Source organism: Microcoleus sp. B4-C1 (genome assembly GCF_036705285.1).
In the GTDB taxonomy this organism is placed as follows: domain Bacteria; phylum Cyanobacteriota; class Cyanobacteriia; order Cyanobacteriales; family Microcoleaceae; genus Microcoleus.
This window is the reverse complement of record NZ_JAUBUC010000083.1, coordinates 7,196-27,435: the sequence shown is the minus strand read 5'-3', so window position 1 is coordinate 27,435 and position 20,240 is coordinate 7,196. Positions and strand designations below refer to the sequence as shown.

At 44.3% G+C, this 20,240-nt stretch carries 13 protein-coding genes and 2 pseudogenes; 6 read left to right on the top strand and 9 right to left on the bottom strand.

Features of this window, described 5'->3' with window-relative positions; translation table 11 throughout:
* Window positions 1-84: 84 nt before the first annotated feature.
* The 3 genes from QUB26_RS25235 to QUB26_RS32100 form a co-directional block, all read right to left on the bottom strand.
* Complete coding sequence (locus tag QUB26_RS25235; RefSeq protein WP_333320213.1) at window positions 85-4,029, bottom strand: plasmid replication protein, CyRepA1 family; 3,945 nt, start codon at window positions 4,027-4,029, stop codon at window positions 85-87.
* A gap of 690 nt (window positions 4,030-4,719) precedes the next feature.
* Complete coding sequence (locus tag QUB26_RS25230) at window positions 4,720-6,519, bottom strand: helix-turn-helix transcriptional regulator (protein WP_333320211.1); 1,800 nt, start codon at window positions 6,517-6,519, stop codon at window positions 4,720-4,722.
* The gene (locus QUB26_RS32100; protein WP_445299640.1) at window positions 6,474-6,692 is read right to left on the bottom strand and encodes a helix-turn-helix domain-containing protein; all 219 of its coding nucleotides are present in this window, start codon (window positions 6,690-6,692) and stop codon (window positions 6,474-6,476) included. Before QUB26_RS32100 ends, QUB26_RS25230 begins: the two co-directional genes overlap by 46 nt.
* A gap of 51 nt (window positions 6,693-6,743) precedes the next feature.
* On the opposite strand from QUB26_RS32100, the gene QUB26_RS25225 reads away from it, so the two are divergent.
* The 3 genes from QUB26_RS25225 (at window position 6,744) to QUB26_RS25215 (ending at window position 9,167) form a co-directional block, all read left to right on the top strand.
* Window positions 6,744-7,310, top strand: coding sequence for a hypothetical protein (locus tag QUB26_RS25225; protein ID WP_333320209.1), 567 nt, complete (start codon window positions 6,744-6,746; stop codon window positions 7,308-7,310).
* A 272-nt stretch (window positions 7,311-7,582) separates the two neighbouring features.
* On the top strand, window positions 7,583-8,002 hold the full coding sequence (locus tag QUB26_RS25220) for a hypothetical protein (protein ID WP_333320207.1): 420 nt from the start codon (window positions 7,583-7,585) through the stop codon (window positions 8,000-8,002).
* Between the two features lie 58 nt (window positions 8,003-8,060).
* Window positions 8,061-9,167: a hypothetical protein gene (locus QUB26_RS25215; RefSeq protein ID WP_333320205.1), complete on the top strand. Its 1,107-nt coding sequence runs from the start codon at window positions 8,061-8,063 to the stop codon at window positions 9,165-9,167.
* 493 nt (window positions 9,168-9,660) lie between these two features.
* Here QUB26_RS25215 and QUB26_RS25210 read toward each other — a convergent pair whose 3' ends face one another.
* Window positions 9,661-9,879 (bottom strand): hypothetical protein, encoded by a 219-nt coding sequence (locus QUB26_RS25210; RefSeq protein WP_333320203.1) that lies wholly within the window; start codon window positions 9,877-9,879, stop codon window positions 9,661-9,663.
* A 1,255-nt stretch (window positions 9,880-11,134) separates the two neighbouring features.
* On the opposite strand from QUB26_RS25210, the gene QUB26_RS25205 reads away from it, so the two are divergent.
* Entirely contained in the window at window positions 11,135-11,326 is a 192-nt protein-coding gene (locus QUB26_RS25205) for a hypothetical protein (protein ID WP_333320201.1), read from the top strand.
* Window positions 11,327-11,917: 591 nt separating this feature from the next.
* Here the strand turns inward: QUB26_RS25205 and QUB26_RS25200 are convergent.
* The 4 genes and pseudogenes from QUB26_RS25200 to QUB26_RS25185 all read right to left on the bottom strand — a co-directional run bounded on the left by QUB26_RS25200 (window position 11,918) and on the right by QUB26_RS25185 (window position 16,951).
* On the bottom strand, window positions 11,918-12,283 hold the full coding sequence (locus QUB26_RS25200; protein WP_333320199.1) for a hypothetical protein: 366 nt from the start codon (window positions 12,281-12,283) through the stop codon (window positions 11,918-11,920).
* A gap of 135 nt (window positions 12,284-12,418) precedes the next feature.
* Window positions 12,419-14,066, bottom strand: a pseudogene (locus QUB26_RS25195) (IS1182 family transposase).
* A gap of 115 nt (window positions 14,067-14,181) precedes the next feature.
* Window positions 14,182-15,222: a hypothetical protein gene (locus QUB26_RS25190; RefSeq protein WP_333134554.1), complete on the bottom strand. Its 1,041-nt coding sequence runs from the start codon at window positions 15,220-15,222 to the stop codon at window positions 14,182-14,184.
* 19 nt (window positions 15,223-15,241) lie between these two features.
* A complete protein-coding gene (locus tag QUB26_RS25185; protein ID WP_333078719.1) occupies window positions 15,242-16,951 on the bottom strand; it encodes a DEAD/DEAH box helicase in 1,710 nt (569 codons plus the stop codon).
* A 284-nt stretch (window positions 16,952-17,235) separates the two neighbouring features.
* Between QUB26_RS25185 and QUB26_RS25180 the strand changes: the two genes are divergently transcribed.
* Together QUB26_RS25180 and QUB26_RS25175 are read left to right on the top strand one after the other, a co-directional pair.
* Window positions 17,236-17,898 carry an IS607 family transposase gene (locus QUB26_RS25180; protein ID WP_333320197.1) on the top strand — a complete coding sequence of 221 codons (663 nt, stop codon included), beginning with the start codon at window positions 17,236-17,238 and terminating at the stop codon, window positions 17,896-17,898.
* Window positions 17,873-19,003, top strand: coding sequence for a transposase (locus tag QUB26_RS25175; protein ID WP_333320195.1), 1,131 nt, complete (start codon window positions 17,873-17,875; stop codon window positions 19,001-19,003). The genes QUB26_RS25180 and QUB26_RS25175 overlap by 26 nt, the downstream gene beginning before the upstream one ends.
* A 302-nt stretch (window positions 19,004-19,305) precedes the next feature.
* Here QUB26_RS25175 and QUB26_RS25170 read toward each other — a convergent pair.
* Window positions 19,306-20,240, bottom strand: a pseudogene (locus QUB26_RS25170) (relaxase/mobilization nuclease domain-containing protein); the annotation flags it as partial.

Below are 20,240 nucleotides of genomic sequence, written 5' to 3'. Positions count from 1 at the left end.
CATTTAACAATATAAAATAGGGGCGACCAGACGGCATTTACAATTTTACGGCAAAATTGGGTCTAAAGCCCCGTCCTGAGAGTGTCAACCTGTCCCCTCTTCTGCAAGCTCTAAGCGGTGTGCATAAGTGTTGACGAATTGCCCCGAAAACAGGGATTTCACCATTACCTGAGCCCCTGCAACAGCTCTAACGACATATTTCTGAACTTCACCGCAGAACCTCACCACCGAGCCAACTTTCAGCTCAGACGGTGCCATTTGGGGTACTTTTGCCTCATAAGTGGGAATGACGTGATTTTCGGGTTCTATCACCTGATATGAAGCTGCTACTCCCATCCCTTCTGTTGTTAATGTCTCCCCAGGTGCAGCTTCCACTCCAAACACTTGAGTAGTGTGAGCCCATTCCTCATCCAGAGGCGACACACCCTCAGATATCTCTATATTATTATCCGACCCTGTGCCAGCAGTTCCCACCTCATTATTTTGTTGAGGGAAATCCTGAGAAAACACACCCTCTGACATCCCTATATTATTATCCGACCCTGTGCCGACAGTTCCCACCTCATTATTTTGTTGAGGGAAATCCAGAGGCGACACACCCTTTGATATCTCTATATTATTATCCGACCCTGTGCCACTAGATACCCCTCTTAAACACTGAGTAGCAGCTTCCGCCGACACTGCCTCTTTATCCCGCTGCTGCCAAACTTCAAAAATCGCCTCCCTGCCATCCTGGGGAAACTCAAACTGGTAAACCCTAATGCGCTTGGGCCTACCTAAAGCATCTCGTTCCTCCGACCTTTCTTGGCGAACTCGCCGCAAAGTAAAGCCCAGCTTACCCCTTAAAATATACTGCACCACCTCCATTGGCTTAGCCTTGGGATTGACACTAATGCCTAAAAAGTCTTTCACATCAACAGAACATAGTTTAACCTTCTCAGCAAAAGCTATCACAAGCGCATCAGTTCCTCGAAACTCTTCGTCTGGGTTTAAGAACTCCATCACTCCCAATTTCTTAAGTGCTTCCACCCTAGCTGTAAGTAACCGCAAATCTTGGGGACAAACCTTACCTTTACCCCTTTCCTGATGTCCAGCCAAGTGATTTTTATCTCGCAATTTGACAAATTCAGGGTCATAACTTAGATAATAATGCAGGCTAATTTTTGGCAACCAGCCATCATCATCTCTGAGTTTTAGTTCGGGCGTAACAGGCACTCCATAAGTATCCCACAGTTGATATTTACGCTGCTTGTCTAGTTCTGCCTTTGTCTTAGCCCGTTTGTCTTTCAATTTCAGATATTCAGACAGAGTAATATTTTCAGCATTGGTAACTCCTGAAGCCTCAGCCACTTTATTCTCTTCCCTGATTACTTTTGCCTCATCACTAAGATAATTAGCTACAGTTTCTAAGTTTTCTAATTCCTCTTCTAATTCTTGCGCTTGTTCAGTTAGCTGTTCTAATAAATCCCAGTTTTGGCAATTATTAGCTGCCAATTGTTGATTTTGCAGAACTTGAATCTCCCGCTGTAATTGATTTTCTCGACACAGCATTACCTGATGCCCTTCCGACTTTAATCCCTCCCAAATTGCCTCTCTGTAATTCCACATTCCCGCATTAATTCTAGCAGCCATTAAAGCCCAAGTCCGCAAGTGAACAGGGTCGTGGGCGATATCTATGTCAAAATCCACACCGTGCAACAGTTTGATATTAGTTTTAATGACTTTCTGCTGAGATTTAATTATGGCTCGATAACTAGCACTGCCATTGCCAATTTTCCCCAGACCAAATTGTTTAGTCCAAACAAACCAAGGTACATTTTCATCCCTAACACGGGCTAGGGCTTGTAAAGCGTCATTGACGGCTACTGCCCCTTGAAAGATGCCAAAAACTGCTGTAAAATAACCTCGGATATCGATGCTGACACCAGTGCCAATTGTCGGGCTGGCGATGATGATGTCATAGTTTTGTATGAGCGCATTCAGTTGGTCAATGCAACCGTAAGCGGGATGATTAGGATCTGATACCGATTCGCTATCAATCCTGAGAATTCGCTGATGAGGAAAGCGTTTTTGCAGTTGTGTTTCTAGGTTGCGACAAGACCATTTGCCTGTAACTTTTTGTGAGTCTTCTACAACCATAATGCGCGGTCGATATCGCTCTATAGGAGGACATTCAGTAGTGTTTACAGAGCTATCTTCAGCAAAGTTTATATGGCTACACTTTGCAGTTGTTTCACAACCACATTTAGCAGGTTTTTTACATTCACATTCACTAGGGTTTTCTGAAACGCATTTAGCAGGTTTTTTACATTCACATTCGGCACAGTTTAAGCTTATCGGACAGCATTCTGCATGACTTTCAAGGTCACAACAAGTGACTTCTTGAGACAGAATTTGCTCCATCTGCACATACAGCGAAGCCGGGTTAGAAGTAGCAAAAAAAGTCACATCTCGCCCTCGTTTTGGTCGCCACTCGTTAACAACAACCCAAGGCGAAATAGGAATGCCTGCTATGGCTATTAGGTAGTCTATGCTGTAATCCGATAAATCTGCATCTTGGGCAACAACTAAGCCGCCACTTGTCAAGACATTGTGGATAAGTTCTTGCAGAGTTTGCAAGATGGCGACTCGGTTTTCGCGGCAAGTTGAACTGTTTAAGGCGTGCCAGATGACTTGTTCGCACTCATCGATGATGACGATCGCACCGAACCAGTCTTCTGGATTGAATTTAGCTTGAGATAGGGGGTGGAGGCTGTCTATGCACAAGCCGTATCCGAACAGTTTACCCTCGGCTGAGTCCCTAGTTTCGTCGATGTAGTTGATTCCTAAGCTGGCACAGATCGCCCTGCCCAGTTGAATCCTATGGGTAATTATCAGCACGCGGCGATCGCCTGTGTCAAGGGATTGTGAGACTAAGTTGGTGAGGGCTTGGGTTTTGCCGGTGCCTTTAGGGGCTTTGATGCAAGCTAACCCGGACTCTGGATAGGGGAGTTTTCCCAGATAGCGAGAATTTAGCTTTAAAGACGCGGGATAGGTTAAAAGCCATGATTCCCTATCAAGCCAGAATTGGAAGCCTTGCGCTTCATTTTTGAGGGCGCTGAAGGCATCTTCGCCCTTCGATACCACGAAATCGTCAACGCCTTTTTCTGGCCCTGGCAGGTTGATGACTTTGACGGGGCAATGGGCGGCTGTGAACAGGCGGCCGAGTTTGCCAATTTCCCGGTTGACGTTTTGGATGGTTTGGCGTTTGCTGTCACGGTCAAAGCAGATGTATATTTCGCGTTCCTCTGTGGCGAAGTGTTGGAGTTCGGGGATGAGGTAGGGGTCGCATTTTTCGCCTTGCGGGGTTTTGGTTCTGACACCGCCGGTGACACCGGGGAGGGCGATGGCGGCGTAACCCAGTGTGAGTAGGCATCCGGCTTTTTTTGCGCCTTCAACGATGATGACGGGGATGTTGTTGTCCCATACCCATTGCCAGAACTGAGGCTGGTTTGGGGATGAGGTAGGGGTCGCAGAGGGGCTGCACGGGCTAGGGGCAGAGGAGAGATTTTCGTCTTCCCTCTCCCCGTCTCCCCGTCTCCCCGTCTCCCCGTCTCCCAAATCCTCTGGGTCGATGGGGACACCGTAGCGTGCTGCGACTTTTGCCCAGATGTGGTCTGGGACTTGCAGGAAGAAGGCTCTGGTGGGGCTTTTGGGGGGGTGTTCGTATTTGACGGGTTTGATTTTGCCTTTGGGGTCAAAGGCATTTCGGGGCTGATAGGGTTTGAAGCAGCCCCAATACATGGGCTGCCAGTTGTTGAGGGGGTCTATGCCATTGCACCACCAGCCGCCGTGTTCGATGTGGCTGTAGTGCTTTCTGGCCCACCGCCATTGTGCGTCGGGGTGGACTCTGCCGGAGGCGGCGTTGATTTCGTACAGGAGGTATTGGTACGGGGTGTCGTCTGAGAGGGTTTGGACGTTGAGGGCGAAGAGGTCGGGGTCTACGCCTGAAGCCAGCCATTCGCACAGGGGGGAGATGGGTGATGTCATTGGACACCCCCGGTGTTGGTCAAATGGAAGGGCAGCCAGAAGGGGTCAGGCGGGGTTGATGGGGCTGCGAGTTGGGGTTGAAGCTGACTGAGCTTGGTAAATGCACCCAGTCTTTTTGTGCAGGGTTTCACGGGAGCTATTCCTTGGTAGGCGAATAACTCTTTGTCTCACCTTTTGCAAAAGGCTGTTGGTTGGCTGATCTAAACTTCTCTAGATCTTATAAGGCTTGTAATCAAAGGCTGAAACCAAGACAGGGCAAAGGTTTTGAAAAAACATTGTCCTGGGATGTGGATGATTTTGTCCTGGGATGTGGATGATTTTGTCCTGGGATGTGGATATTTTTGTAATCAAACTCAAACGCATACACAGCAAAGCTTTTAGGGCGATTTTTGAAGCTTTTTTTTTGATTACACGACTCTCACCGACTTGATTACAAAAACGAGTCCTTCAGGGGGGCTAGTTAGGGCAAACGCATCTATGGCAGAAGTCAGGAGTTAGGATTGCAGGAGTCAGGATTCAGGAGTCAGAATTCAGGAGTCAGAATTCAGGAATCAGAAATAAAATGCAATCACAGCAATGGTTTCAGCAATTAAGAATGCCCTGACCGCTTTGGCGGTTATAAATTTAGCCCCAGTTTCCTTCGAGGCTTGGGTAACTCCAAGATTGTCAGTAGTTCTCGCGTCGTGAACTTCAGTCTTGGATTTCCAACAGCTTGAGCAATTTAGCCCCTATTTCTGGGCTGATAGTCCGCTGTCCACGCTCTATCTGAGCAATCAGCGATTGTGAGACCCCCAACCAGCCAGCCAATTTTCTCTGGTTCCATCCCTTGTCTTCACGGGCTTTTCGCAGGTCAGCACTTGTTATTGGTATTGGCTTTGGCAAAGCAGGCTTTAATTGTTGAGGTTCAGCCTTGCTTGCTACCAAGACTGGGATGGGTTCTGGCTGAAGTATGAAGAGCTTGGCCGCCAGCCACTGATCCAGGTAGCCTTTTGGGTTCCTTTCTTTGTTTTCTGGCTGAAGTCTCTCTGGATAAGTTTCTGGGTCAAATTGAATTTGCCAGGCCAAAGTTATCAAGAGTTGTAAGGCATCATCCCAGTTCTGTTTTAAGTTATAAGCTTTACGGCGATCGCTGCGGGCTGAGTCAATTTCTTGTTTGGGTAAAATCGCTTCTAGCAGGGTTAAGACTCGGTATTTACCACTGGTGTGAAATCGGCTTTCTATCGTGACATGAATTGCTAGTCTTAAGGCAAATTCGTTATGGTACGGATCAATTCTTAGCACCTGTTGGGAAAGATAGCCAAATTGATATAACGCTTCCCGCGACTTAGCTCCAGCTCGGTTCAAAAAATCTTGAGTCCACAATCCTGGTTGGACTGTTATGTATACTTCATAGGGGTTGTCTACCTTGCCTTCAAAATTTAACTGACCTTGGGGTTTGATGTAGACATTCCACATTCTCCCTACAGGAGCGCTAGCTATAATTTGCCCTTTCTTATTCATTCCTTCAATCCAAACAGCTTTGACCAATAGACAATCAAGAGCGAATGCTGTTTTCGCAATCTCTAGCAGCTTTTCTGTTTGAGTTTTTTTGTGATTTTTATCCCACCCCATTTCCTTGACAATATCGCTAGCTTTTAGTGTAAATAGGCTTTGCCAAGGAGTCTCCTGTTTCATAGTATGGGCTGCAAAAATCATGTGCAGTTTGGCACTGGTAAACCCAAATTTATCAATAATTTGCTGGGCTTCATCCCAAGGGAGCAAGGTAATGTCACCAGGGCTGCTAATGTAATGCTCAATATAATTGCTAGGGTTGCCCTTGGCTTGATGTTGGAAAACAGCAATACTGCTGGCAGCCTCTCCCCATAAATCTGTCCGGATCTGGGCACGGAGACTGGAAGCCATCAAAGCGGCTGTTGGCAGGGCAACAGTAGCTTTATTATTGAATAATCGGGGTTCAGTTACTGGAACTGGGAGAGGCGCAAGTTCTAATATTTTTGCTAATTCATCTGCTAATAAGTTTTGTACATTTATTTGCTGTAATAATTCATCGGCTACATGATATCCACACGCATTAATTATCTGGGATTCTGTCCAGGATTCTGATTTTGAGAAGGAGGGGTCAGGAGAAAAAGCCAGCATTCCAGGCTGGAGGTCTGAATGGGTCTCTCCCTGATTCCAGATATCTAAGTGATTCATAATCCACTCAGCATTCTTTTCCCAGAAATCCGCTGTGAAGAATTTTTCAAATGGTTTTTCTAGATGTGCTACTAATTTAGGGGTAATTTTTAAGTCCTCATAGGGAGACTTTTCTTGCCCTGTTTCCTGAAAAAGTTTTGTTTTCAAAGCCTGATGCAATTGGGTAGCTACATTCACTAATATTGCATATTGAAGTTTACCTTCCCTGGCTAGCTTGAGAGCGTATTCTTGGATGCGCTCTGGGTCTTTTATAGGGACAATATGTTGTCTGGTTCCCACCTCAGCAACTCCCATGGTTGTATTTGATAAGCTGTACGTATTTTGTCTAACACCCGCTTTGATGACAACACATCACGGTTGTGGTAAAGCCGATAACCCGCTGATTGGGTTATCCCCGCCTGTTTCCAAAACTGGTAGACGGTTAATCCTCTGCTGTCTATAAATTCCTTAAGAGTATTGATAATCACACGACAAACTACTTACTAGAACTAATGCAATCAGTGCAAACAGTTCAATCAATGCAATCAATGCAATCATCGAGCACTAATAATCAACAGGCAACACCTGCATCAGAACAATCCGAAACTGCTCGCAGTGGCAAAAGTGGTTTTAACAATGCCCCTAAGTTTAGCGGAAAATGGGCGACTTTTCCACAACTAGGAGACACAATTGCAGGATATCAAATCAGCAGTGCATTTTGGCCTCGCAAGTCACCAGATCCCGGCTGTTCCTCGATGCACTTTGGAACTGACGTGGCAACTCTAATGTACACGCCTTTGTATGCAATTGGGCCAATCGGAGGCACTGTCAATGTTCGGTGTTGGGACAATGGACGCTGGAGATGGGTTGCTAGCTACTCAGATTGGAATGGGGTGTCAGTTTCGACTACGTGCATTTACCTGCAGGCGAGTGCAAGAGTGGCTTGCACAAAGTCGAGGCAATATTTGAGGGTAATTGGGATTTGTTCTGATGCCAAATCTTTGGCAAGAGCTTTGAATGAACGGCATCGGCAAGATTATTTGAAGTGGAGTGCACCGGGTAATAAAGATTCGGTTTTTCTGGCTGGTTGGCGAGCGTCGAGCTGATATAGCAATCCTAAATCAATTGCAAACACATTGGGCTTCACCAATCCTGATTAAGTTGGTATTAATTAAGATAAATTTTTGTGACTCATTTAGGATTGCTATAGATAGGCGGGATAGGTATATTGATCAGTTTTAGTTACAGGTACAGGTTCGTTGGAGTTAGCTCAAGCTCTAGCTTGAGCAACTTAAATCTAAAGTTTAATTAAATGTTAGCAACTAAACTGGGCAAGTCAATTAGACTAACTCTGTCAGTAGCGTATCGGAGCAGTTAAATGTCCCCTTGGGTGAAAAATGATCCAAATTCAGGCGGAGTTAAAATCCCTCCAGCCGTTCAACAACAGGTAAAGCAGCGTGTTCTCGATTATGCAGCAGCTAACTACGCTGGCAAGTACACTCGCCTAGAGATCCGCTTTCGCAGTCAGTTTTGTTACATTGATGCCTATAAAGAACCTGATTGCCCTCCAGATTTTCCACCCAAAGACTTTCCCGTATCTCGCGAGGAATATTTAGAACGAAGGCGAAATAGCCCCATTCACCTGTGTCGGCTGCGCTACTTTGGCGATGCAGAATCTTGGAGTCTGGGGTTTTACACCTACAGCAATGAAAAATATGAGCTTTGTATGTTCAAGAATGGCAGTTTCTACGGTACTCCTGAACAAGCCTTTGCCATTTCGGCCATGTATTTGCAGTAACCCAAAATGACCCTCTCAGGTCTAAAAACTGTGAGTTTCCCACTTACCATGTATTTTTATGAGCGAATATCAATACTACGAGTTTCAAACCCTCGACCGACCCTTGACTAAAGCTGAACAAGAAGCAGTCAGCCTACTCTCTAGTCGCGTACAACTAAGTTCTACTCGGGCGATATTTACTTATAGCTATGGAGATTTTCGAGGCGACCAAAAAGACCTATTAGTCCAATACTTTGATGCCATGTTTTACATGGCTAATTGGGGAACATTACAACTAATGTTTCGTTTTCCCAAAGGTCTGATTGATGTTGAACGGATGCAGAAATATTGCATTGAAGATCTGATTGCTGTTTCTGAAATTAAGAATTTTGTCATTTTAGAAATTTCTCTGGAGGACGACGAAGGTTTTGGGTGGATAGAGGGAGAAGGAAATCTATCCTCTTTGATAGGTTTGCGCCAGGAAATTTTGCAGGGAGATTATCGTTTACTTTATCTGGCTTGGCTGAAAGCGATTAGCTATCTTGATATTGATGAACTCAATGAAGAAGAGTTAGAGCCACCTGTTCCTCCTGGATTGGGTAAGTTATCTTCATCGTTAGAGGCTTTTATAGATGCTTTTGAATTGAATGAGCATCTGCTAAAGGTGGCAACAACTGCTAGTGCTGCTAAACCTTCTCTTTCAGAAAAGAGCCTAAAAGCAGCTATCACAAAACTCGAGCGTTCTGAAAGCGATACCTTTTTACTGCGGTTAGCCAAAGGAGAAGCTAATCTGTCCTTTGAATTGCGGAAAAGATTATCACAAATGATGGAATTTATGCAAGATGTAATTACAGGAGAACGAACAATTAGACAGCTTTTAGAGAGCGCTGAACAGGAACAAAAACAGAGCGAACGCAGAAAAGAACAGGCAACTGAAGCTTTACGAGTCAGAGAATTGGAAGCTTTGGCTCTGCGAGAAACGGCTGCTTGGGAAGATGTAGAGGCTCTTATTCAAAAAGGAACTTCTAAATCTTACGATGAAGTAGTGCCGTTACTTTTAAAACTCCGAGACTTAGCGGGTTATCAAAACCAACAAGCTAATTTTTCAACACGGCTGAAACAACTTCATGCTCAATATAGTAGTCGCACAGGATTAAAAAGACGTTTACTTCAGGCGAATTTATAATCGACTTGAAAGCGAAAGGTTATTCCATTGTATTGACACTATGCGGTCTAAGGATGTGTTCGCAGATTTATTCAGGTGGCGATTGCACTCAACGACTGCGAGCGCAAACGTATTGAGTTGATCTGAGCGTAATAAATAGTTTCATCTCTTCAGCGATCGCATTATCGTTAAGCAACACTGCCAAAGACAAAATATTGTTTTGACATGGGAACTATAACCGTACTCGAACGACAGTTTTGGACTCAAAAGCCGTTAAAGCTTTACTGGGTAAAGGTTATACGCCAGACTGTTGGGAATGCAGTCCTTCGATCGCTTGGATACTTCCTTGGAATCTGCCCGACCCAATCTGGAATGTGAGGGACTCCACCCCCGTTAGCAATCACTACTCTACGAGCAACAACTGTATCTTGTGGTTTGAGTATAGCTTTATGCGATCGTTTTGTTTCCTTTATTCTGAATTCGCGAGCGGGCGAATAATTAAGATGTGGCGACTTTAATTTACCGCTCTGCTGAGTTGAAGGGCGTGAGCCATGTAGCGAGTACAGCGATCGCTTGTGCCTGAGAAAGCCGTTGTAGGTAGGAGCGATCGCATTATAAGTTTTAGAAAACTTAGCCGGAACTTTCCTTTACCGGTATCGGTATAAATATATCTCCCAACATTGCTATTGCTACGACTGCTCCTCACTTTTTTTCCTAGCTTCTTATCTTGCATAAAATTTATTTTTTATGAGTTTTCCTGCGATTTTTGTTGCTAAAACGCCCCAAATTCAGCTATTGCATATCAATGTATCGGAACAATGGCGGTAGCCGTTTTATAGCAAGAGTTGCAGTTCAGTTGGCTTGGCTTTATTGAATGAGCGTGCTACCGCACTTTTGTACAAAAAAGCGAGATGTCTCAGTAAATTTTTGGGCTGCCAGAATGCTCTAACCGTTACGAAGGCAAGCAAGTAAAATTTGTAGTCAGAGCTCCTGTCGGGAAACTTGTTAAACTAGGCACTTTGAAGGTAGTGACAATTGCCTTCGCTTAACGCCACGGTTGTACTTGATTTCTGAAGAGCGCGATCGCCAAGCGATTCTAAGTTTAAGGCTGTACCGACGCTACCCAAGTTCAATGGGACAGTTGTCGCAACTGATGCCAGTGCTGCTACGAAGTTGTCACAACAGTAGGAGCAATGTTCGCGCAATCGGCACAGTTGGATATCGGGTAAAATTCAAATCCTTTGACACACTGGGCTAACATGGCATCGATGGCATTTATCGGAACAGTTGAATATGGGGTAAAATTCAAGCCCTTTGACACCCCCAGCCCCCAGTTTTTAGGTGTTTGTGGCGATAGCTACTATTACTAGACTAGCCGACAGCATTGCGCTTTCAAAGAATTGTCTCGACCTTAAAAGGTGCAACTCGTGACTCGGCTACCGTTACTCGAATATCCGAATAAGCCTGCAAGCCGCTTTGACGCAAGCTCCCCATTGACCCTATCAATCCGAGTGCACCTTGACCAAACTAATGCAGAAAAGTCGCTCTGACTGGTTCAAAATTTTTAGCCAAAAATAAGGAGGAAAAAAGAGGAGAAAACAGCACATTTATTACTCATTACACCTCCTATTTCCTACTTTTAGCCTCATTTTAAGTATAAATGCTTATTAGTTTTTGTAAAGAATTGTTGCTTTTGGCGTGATTTTCTGTACTCCGACACCTCTTGAATCCTCCTAAATCCTCGTAATTAGCGCGCCAGTTGCGTAGCAAGCCATGTCAAATGTACGTACAAGAGTCGAATTTGAGCACTTTTTGCCAATTTAGGGTTTTTACAAGACTGCGATGAGAACAGTTGGAAATTGAAGTTAGCTCACGCACACTCTGGGAAGCCTTGAGGCGAAAGTTTGACTCGCCCGCTGTACGCTTTTGACGCCCGCTGTACGTTCGCTTTTTGAGTCGATATTGAAGCCAGGAGCGAGCCAGTGGGTGTGCAGGTTCGCCGCCTTTACGATCGAGCAGGGCATCCCACGACGCATTCGAGTTGGTGCAGTTCGGCATTAGCGATGGATGCCCAACGCGATCGCGCCTTGCCATCCTGTATGCAAGCGAAGCAGCCGGCTAATGTCGATGATCACGAGGGAATCACTCGTCCGATAGCTAGCCTAACGCGATCGCCTTGACACCTAGGATGTCCCATTCATAAAGGTGCATTATTTTTCGTCTACACGCATTAATCAGGGTTTGTGATCACAAAACCATTGCTTGCTACCGATTGAGAATAGTCATAACCAACCTCAACAGGTCGAGACACGAACAGCACAAAAAAGCAGTAATTTGACCGAAAAAGTCAGGCGTTTGCAGGGTATTTTCAGGTAAATACAGGTAAAGTGCAGCCCCTGCACTTTACCTGCACTTGCCTGACTTTATACTGCAAACCCCTGACTTTATACTGCACTTGCCTGACTTTAGCTGACGCAACAATTAGCTAATTTTTTAGCCCTTTTAACAAAAAGTGAATTGATTTAATAGTCAAGTTGCTGCATCTGGATTGAATTAATAGTCAAGTTGCTGCATCTGAATTGAATTAATAGTCAAGTTGTTGCATCTGGATTGAATTACAGCAAGCGTATCTTTTCGTTTGGTCACTCAACTCAAAACCTGGACGCACCTTTGGGGTATAGCCGAGATACGATACTGTTGGCGAAATATTTCTTAACATTCTTGGCGATCGCCAAGAGGCATCTGTTTGGTCCTAAATAAGTTAAGTAGATCTAATCTTCTGCCTGTGGTGACTCCGTAGAAGATGTCAGAAAAGCGAGCAATATTTTTACATCTAGATAAGTAGCTTTGCTTTTCTGGTTATGCCCTCTTAGTTTATTGAGTAGCTCCTCAGCATTCGGCAATGGTTTGGGTGGTGAGTTTAAGTTGTTAACAGGTTTATCGGAGCGGGGATTAATCTTGTTAACAGGTTTCTCAAAAAGCAAAATTGGAGGAGAAAGTGGCTCACCACCTTCAGCTATATATTCTTGATAGCGTTCCACCAACTGATTAATTTGTTCAGCAAGGGGAACTGGGATACGTGCCAGCTTGGTGTCGTAGGGAGCTTTCTTACCTCTCCCGCCTTTAGGTTTGGGCATCTGAGTCGAAAAAGTCGTAAACAAGTTTATGATAAACAAGTTTACAGCTTATAAACCTGTAAACAGCTTTTTTCAACAGCCCTGATGCCGATTTATACTTGTTAACTGGTTTGACATACCTGTAAACAGCTTTAATTAATCGGGTGCTAGTTGGGCGAACGATGATTTACGGGTTTGAGCCAAAGGCTCTCCTCGCAGCCAGGCCGTCAAACGTACTACATTAATCGCAGCGGCGGTGATAATATGCTGCAATGTGGTCTTTTTAAGACCAATGTACCGACAACGGCGTAGTTCAAATGCCCGCACTGCCTGGGAGATAGTACCCTCAATTCCGGCCCGATGGGCATAAATCGCTTTGAACTCATCCGTCTGCTGATAGGCGCGGGCTTGCTGTAGAATATGCCAATCTGATTGTGTCCGCAGTGTTAGCGAACGACCACTTTTTAAGGAACGGGTGCATTGGTCTCGGACAGGACATACCTGGCAATCTTTTTGGGCAAAAGCGATATAAATTGTAGAATTTCCATTGACGTCATGGCTGGGCTTCCAACGTTGGCTGGTTTTGCCGATTGGACAGTACACCACTTTCTTGTCCCAATCAATATTAAAGTTGTTAGTATCGAAGCCTTGTTCAGCCTTTGCCTGCCAATGATGATTATTAGGCACTGGTCCAAACAGTTCAACCTCATACTCCTGCTGGGCACTAACCATCAGAGATACGCTGGTATAACCCGCATCAACCAGATGTTGTTGAGGTAAGAGTTCTTTGTTTTGTAGAGCTTGGTGGATGATGGGTGTGGCGAGTTGGTCTCCTACAGGAGCATTAGTTGTTTCTACATGGGTGATCAACCGAGGTGAATTTTCATCACAGCTCTCACTCAGATGAACCTTATATCCCGTCCAGTGCGTAGTTCTCTTAGTCCCGTAACGGGCTTCCATATCATAAGGTGAGCGAATCTGCTGCACACAAGGAGGACGATCTTCTTGTGAACGTAGACGAACTGTGGACTCCGGTGCATAAAACTGTTGTAGCCATAGTTGGCGCAAGGTTTGTACCTCGGATAACTGCCTCAATCGGGGCGGTGCCTTGCTACTATATATAGCTTCCATTAACTTGAAGCCATCAGCCCCCACTAGAGATGCGAATTCTTCCCGTTCCATTGGCTTTCTCGGCAGATGAGATTCCTCAACGCGCTTAGAGTAACGCTCGTACCATGCAGGAGAGGCTAAATTGGTTAACCAGGTTGGGGCAACTTTAGCTACAGCATTAAGAGCGTAGCGTAGGGTTTCAGTAATACATTCTAAACGCCCCAAATCTCGGATAGCTGCTAATATATTTGTCGAATCAGTGCGTTGACGACCACGAGGTTTTAATAAGCTCAGTTCCTGACATTTATACAGTAATTTATTTAGTATAATCTCTTGAGCACTACCATCAATTAGACGCTGGCGGAACTCGCACAACACCGAGAAGTCAAAACCTGGGTCAGTTAATTAAGCGAGAGAGTGCATATTTCCAATCAATTCGACTCCGCACCGCTTCTGCGGCTTGACGGTCAGACAGACCTGCGACAAATTGCATGATAGTTACCAGAGCTAGTCGCCACGGAGATAAGCCAGGTTGACCTCTGTCGGGAAAGAGTTCAGCAAAATCCCCATCTGTGAAGATCGTACCCAAGGCATCGCGCATGAGCATGAAGGTGTTGCCTTTAGGGAAGGCTGCTTGGGCAACCCGAACGGTGAGTTCTGGAATTGGTGTGATGAGGGTGGGTTTAGGTAACATAGCCCGAGCCTGTTTATAGAGCGCATAACTTATTTATGACCAAACAGATACCTCTTGCGATCGCCAAGAATGTTAAGAAATATTTCGCCAACAGTATCGTATCTCGGCTATACCCCTATCTAGTCCAAACTGTCGGGGAGATAATTTTAGCTGATAGATCATCTAAATAGAAATCGTAAACAGGTTCTCCTGATAATTCACAGCAAAGAGGTTCAATAATTTTAGTGAACGGATTCCAAACTATTGTTACAGTCCGTTTCGTTTTCTTTCTTTGCAACTCACATTGAATATGTACTGTAGGTAGATGGATAATCATTGCACTGTGCAACCAAGCTTCTACACTCATTGCATAACGCTCTTGGATATCTAACAATTTTCGATCTAGCTCTCTATTAGTAGCTTCAATTCGAGCTAATTCTTTGTCTAATTCATCACCAATCAAATTTTTTAACTCAATCTTGTGGCGAATCCCAGAGCTAATCGTGTTGTAATAATCCTTGAGTCTTTCTTCATCCCTAGCTCTTGCTCTTGTTAATTTAGCCTGCCAATTATCTAAAGATTTTCCAATCAATATTCCACTTTGATGTTCGATTAACTTCAACAACTCATCAAAAGGAATAGAAAATGGTGTTTCTTGATTATCCACATCCATTCTGTCAGACTCCCAAAATAAAGCATCCCCAATTTGTACTGGTGTTACTCCTGTTATTTCATTGATAATAAACGAAACTAGACCAATCCTTTTTTCTTCGGCATTCGCTGTGTAAGCCACATTACATAAAATGTAGCGAGTGGTTGATGGTTTAGCATCTACAAAACGAATTAACCCATTTTGAGGTTTGAATCTCTCTGGTATGCTTTTGTCAAATCCCGTAGCTTTTAGATAGCCATCAAATTTTACACCCAAGGCACTAATCTGCCCTTTGACAGCTAATAGTTCAGATAATTTATTTAATACTTCTGAATGATAAGTAACAAAAACACTTTGAGGTACATCAGTGATAGTTGTAAAAGTTACTTCTTCTGGTAGAGAAAGTAACGAGGCTATGTTTTCATTTAACAGCGCATTTAAAACGTGTTCCCCAGCCGGTTCAGCTATTCCGTCATGGAGAGCTACAATTTTTTCTAAAGTAGTAATTATTGGGTCGGATAACATATTTAATCAAATCAATTTTTCAAGCTTCAAAATCTTCACCAAAAATCTGTTCATCCAGTTCTTGAATTTGCTCATATTGTTTTTGGGCTTTCAACAAATTATCTGCCAATTGCTCAAAGGCTTGATCTAATTCGGGTTTAACTTGATGCTTAAGCCAGATATCCATGACAACTTCACTAAAGTCAAATTCATCATCCACATTGCCTAAAATTGTTTCAATTTCTCCGACTACCAGTTCAAACATATTAATTTTGTCGTGCAGTATCCGCAGAATATACTCTTCGATACTGCCTTTGAGACAGAAGTTAAAAATAAAAACATCCTGGGTTTGTCCGATGCGGTGGATACGACCAATGCGCTGTTCAATTTTCATTGGGTTCCAGGGCAGGTCATAATTAACGATCGCATTAGCAAACTGGATGTTACGTCCTTCTCCCCCTGTTTCCGATGCTAAGAGTACAGAAACATTATCCCGAAATGCGGCTATAGCCTCATCTTTCTGTTTAAGGGACATTCCGCCAGTAAATTCTGCAAAGGGGATATTTTCCGCTTGCAGCGTTTTAGCTAAATAGGTGCTAGTTGCTTTATGGGTTGTGAAAACTAAGGTTTTCTGGCGAGATTTGGAGAGCATCTCTACTAAGGTTTTTGCTTTCTCGACCTGCTTGACTTGGGATGCTCGTGCAGCTAAAGACTTCAGTTCTTCATCGGGTAGGCGGATAGTCAGTTGCTTGAGGGAGTCAGCTAAAGCATTAGGGGATGAACCCGCTCGCATTAGCAAATTAGTACGGGAGAGTCTGTCTAGTTTGTCCTCTGAAGAACGTAGATACTTGCTCAAGTCTTGGTAAAGTTTCTCCTCTCCGGCTGCCGGGGTAACGGTAATTGTGGTGGCGAAGCGTTTGGGCAGTTTGACATCTACTAGGGCGCGGGTATTTCGTACCATAACTTCCCGCATCAGAGTGCGTAACTTTTCGGGATTTTTAGGGACTCGTCCATTCTTGGAATTGACGTATTCTTTTTTAAAAGCGGCTTCTGTTTGTAGCAGTCCCGGTTTGAGGAGGGTTAGCAGATTAAACAGTTCCACAAGGGAGTTCTGCACTGGCGTAGCAGTAAGCATGAGGATAAACCGCTTATTGAGGGCGTTGACCAGTTTCCAGTTGAGGGTACTGCGATTTTTTAGATGGTGTGCCTCATCGACAACAACCAAATCCCAAGTACGACTGGTGACGTGAAGATAATGTTTAGCAGACTTAGCCGTGTTTAATGAAGCGATAATTCGCGGATTATTTGTCCAAAATTCGTCTATCGGTTGTTGTGGGTCACGGTTATCTGTGGTGATAGTAGCGATATTAAATTTGTCACTTAACTCTGATTGCCACTGGGAAACTAGGGATGCCGGAGTTAACACTAGGATGGACTTTACCATCCCCCTAGCTAAGTATTCGGCGATGATTAGTCCCGCTTCAATGGTTTTACCCAATCCGACTTCATCCGCTAGTAATGCCCGTCCACCCATTTGTCTGAGGACTTTTCGGGCTGTTTCAATCTGATACCAGTATTTGTCGATAGCAGTTAATGTGGGTAGGCAAATGAGTTGGTCATAGTCTGCCATTACCGAGAGGTTAAACAGGTCTAAACGCGCTTCGTAGAAGTTAAGCGGGTCGTATTTACCAGCTTTCAGGGCTTCTAAGGCAGTGGAAGGATTGAATTGAAATGTATAGTTTTTTTCCATATTTATAGTTTTTCCTTACTTGGTCTGCTAAACAGACCTGTCCGCTAGCCTAAAAGCTTTGCTAGGTAATAAGTGTAGTCATTATCCTTAGCGTTTGAGGCTAAGAATACGGGCGACCCACGGCTAGAACCCTTTATTGTACAGCCAAGTTATGATGCTTGGTAGTGATACGGAAGTAGTGGTGAGACAGACGACCTAAAGGCAGTTTACACGACTTTAACAGATATAATGGACATATCGGACAGCATTAAATAAAATAAAAAGTGTTCTTCCATAAGAATGCCATGCCGTATGTCACACCAAGAGAAGCAGCTAAGGCTTTGGGAGTTAACCCCAGAACCCTTGCCCGATGGTCAGAAGATGGCCTCATCAAGGCCATCAAAACCGAGGCAGGACAAAGACGTTACGATATTGCCGAATATCTCAAACAAAAATCCGGTACAACTGAGCTTGCTCGACCTTCTACAGTTTTGTACGCCAGAGTCTCAACATCCAGCCAAAGAGACGATCTCCAAAGACAAACTGAGGCACTTACTACAAGTTACCCAGGCTGTGAAGTCATCACAGAAATTGGATCGGGACTCAATTTTAGGCGGCGAAAGCTTAACGCCATTCTGGAACGAATTATCAGCGGCGATATCCAATGTCTTGTCGTTGCCCACAAAGACCGACTTGCCCGATTTGGCTTCGACCTCATCGAATGGCTGTGTGAAAAATTCGATTGTAAACTCGTGGTTCTTTACCAGCAAAAATACAGTCCACAGACAGAACTCGTGCAAGATATGTTGTCAGTCGTCCACTGTTTCAGCTCAAGGCTTTACGGACTCCGTAAGTACGAAAAAAAACTCAGGGAAGACTCGGAAATACAAAAACCAAAAACGACACTCACAGAAATTGACAGCGAAATTAGCCCCGAACTCTGTGAAGAAAATTCGGGTTTATCCTGATAGCAAGCTCAACTCAATTTGGCGACATTGGTTAGCCGGTTGTCGCTTTGTTTACAACCGTTGCATAGAGGCTTTAAAAAATGGCTTCCGAGGTAGCAGCTATGATTTAGAAGCCCAAATCCTTAACGATTTGCCAGATTGGTTGAAAACAGTACCGAGACACCCCAAAGCCAACGCTGTACAAGATGCTTACGACGCTTGGAGGCAAGCAAAAGCCAATAATGGTGAAGCAAAGTTTCGTAGTTGTCGCCAATCAGTAGCCACCATTAAATTCAAAAATGGCAATTACACCAAAGGCACTTGGTTCCCTCAACTAACCAAAGGATGTGGTTTTGACTCTTCCCAACCACTGCCAGATTCTTGCGAGTATGGCACCCAGTTAGTGCGAGACAGGCGACGTTGGTTTGCTGTGGTTCCAGAGCATATTTCCACAGAAACAACTACCCAGAATAAGGTAATTGCGCTCGATCCTGGGGTGCGAACATTTTTAACTGGTTACGACGGAGAAACGGTTTTAGAGATTGGCAAGGGAGACATAGAGCGAATCGTGAGATTATGCTTTCACCTTGACAAATTAATTAGCCGTGCCTACCAAAAACAAGTTAGGACTAAGCAACGCCGTTCTTTACTTCGTGCTGCTGACAAAATCCGGATCGCTATCCGCAATTTAGTGGATGAACTTCATCGCCAAACTGTTAGTTACTTAGTTCGTCATTACAAGGTGGTATTTATCCCCACTTTTGAAACATCATCCATGGTTTTGAGAGCAAAAAGGCGGATTAATACTAAATCTGTACGCTCCATGTTAACTTGGAGCCATTACAGATTTAAGCAGTTACTAATAGCTCTGGCTAAACGTTCCGGCGTCTTAGTCGTAGAAACTAACGAGGCTTATACGTCTAAAACCTGTGGCAAGTGCGGTCACGTTCATGCCAGATTAGGCGGCAACAAAATCTTTAAATGTCCTGAGTGCGGTTATATTGCCGACCGGGATGCAAACGGTGCTTTTGGTATCATGCTAAAAGCTTTGGCGGGTACGCCCTTCACCCTTGCGGGTGATGCTATCGAGGTATTTTCAGGTGTCGGAGAAATCCAAAATGTCTGAAATGTATCGCGTAAATGTACCACATAATCCTTGTCCCATAAGCAATACTTCGGACAGTTTTAGATATAGTCGAGTCTCCGAAACCCTTACTGGCTATATGCTGGACTATTTTTTCAAGGTTTAAGTAAGCGCGCTAAGTTTCAGAAAATGCGTAAAAAATGGCAGGGCTTCCTCGCCCTCGGCTTACAGGGCCGTTAAAAAACTGTCCGAAGTATTGATCAACAGGTTTTATCAAACATATTGATTGTTTTATGAACCTAAGCACTTTGTTTAAATTCTAGACAAATTTAAGGTAGCAACAATTAATCCAGTTCGATGTCTTGGATGCGCTGTTTATAAGGTTGGTTATTTGGTTGAATATTTTGCTCTTCTTGCTCAATTAATTGTATCCAGATATCATTCCAACTTGACTGTGGATTGACAAGTTCTGCATTCGGTAGCAGCGCGCTTGCATTTCGAGTGAGCTGAGAATTTTCTGCAATCGCTATAATAACGCTATCGAGTTCTTGTAAGAATTCTATAGGCAGTTGTGAAGCTCGTTCAATTCCTAGGTAAATTGTGGGTGGTGGTGTTGTAGAGTTATCCTGGTTATTTTCCTGTTCAATAAGCAAAATTGAAAGGGCTTCTATTGGGTTACAGGCAATCACAGCTCGCTCAATTTCTCCAGTAGTGGCTACCCAGAAAGCAGCTTCAGATGACAGGGGATGGGTTGTACTAAAGTCGCCTCTTTCATCGAGAACAAAAGCGAGCCTGGGTTCCCCCTCAAGCGTCCGTGCTGTAAAGACAGCCTTTTCTGAGCCGGCATACAGCCAAGAATGAGAATGCAATAAATTAAGCAATTCTAAAGGTAAACTGTACTCGACTGCTAGATGCGAGCGCACTTTTTGCCACTGAGTTTCATTCCTTTCAGGCAGGATTGATAATTGCAACTCTAACTCATTTGCTGTTGCAGGAATTGCAGGCGCGGTTGCTGCTAGCTCGGATTGTGACGACTCTAGCTCATTTGCTGTTGCAGGAGTTGCAGGTGGGCTTGCTACTAACTCAGATTGTGACAACTCTAATTTATTTGGTGTTGCTGTTGCATTCGTTGCAGGTGCGGTTGTTTCTAGCTCAGATTGTGACGACTCTAGCTCATTTGCTGTTGCACTCGTTGCAGATAGGGTTGTTTCTAGCTCAGATTGTGACGACTCTAGCTCATTTGCTGTTGCACTCGTTGCAGATAGGGTTGTTTCTAGCT

What these genes read in the sequence shown, in the direction of transcription:
- QUB26_RS25235 (WP_333320213.1), bottom strand. Translation starts at nt 4,029, where the DNA reads ATGACATCACCCATCTCCCCCCTGTGCGAATGGCTGGCTTCAGGCGTA.
- QUB26_RS25230 (WP_333320211.1), bottom strand. Translation starts at nt 6,519, where the DNA reads ATGGGAGTTGCTGAGGTGGGAACCAGACAACATATTGTCCCTATAAAA.
- QUB26_RS25225 (WP_333320209.1), top strand. Translation starts at nt 6,744, where the DNA reads ATGCAATCAATGCAATCATCGAGCACTAATAATCAACAGGCAACACCT.
- QUB26_RS25220 (WP_333320207.1), top strand. Translation starts at nt 7,583, where the DNA reads ATGTCCCCTTGGGTGAAAAATGATCCAAATTCAGGCGGAGTTAAAATC.
- QUB26_RS25215 (WP_333320205.1), top strand. Translation starts at nt 8,061, where the DNA reads ATGAGCGAATATCAATACTACGAGTTTCAAACCCTCGACCGACCCTTG.
- QUB26_RS25210 (WP_333320203.1), bottom strand. Translation starts at nt 9,879, where the DNA reads ATGCAAGATAAGAAGCTAGGAAAAAAAGTGAGGAGCAGTCGTAGCAAT.
- QUB26_RS25200 (WP_333320199.1), bottom strand. Translation starts at nt 12,283, where the DNA reads ATGCCCAAACCTAAAGGCGGGAGAGGTAAGAAAGCTCCCTACGACACC.
- QUB26_RS25190 (WP_333134554.1), bottom strand. Translation starts at nt 15,222, where the DNA reads ATGTTATCCGACCCAATAATTACTACTTTAGAAAAAATTGTAGCTCTC.
- QUB26_RS25185 (WP_333078719.1), bottom strand. Translation starts at nt 16,951, where the DNA reads ATGGAAAAAAACTATACATTTCAATTCAATCCTTCCACTGCCTTAGAA.
- QUB26_RS25180 (WP_333320197.1), top strand. Translation starts at nt 17,236, where the DNA reads ATGCCGTATGTCACACCAAGAGAAGCAGCTAAGGCTTTGGGAGTTAAC.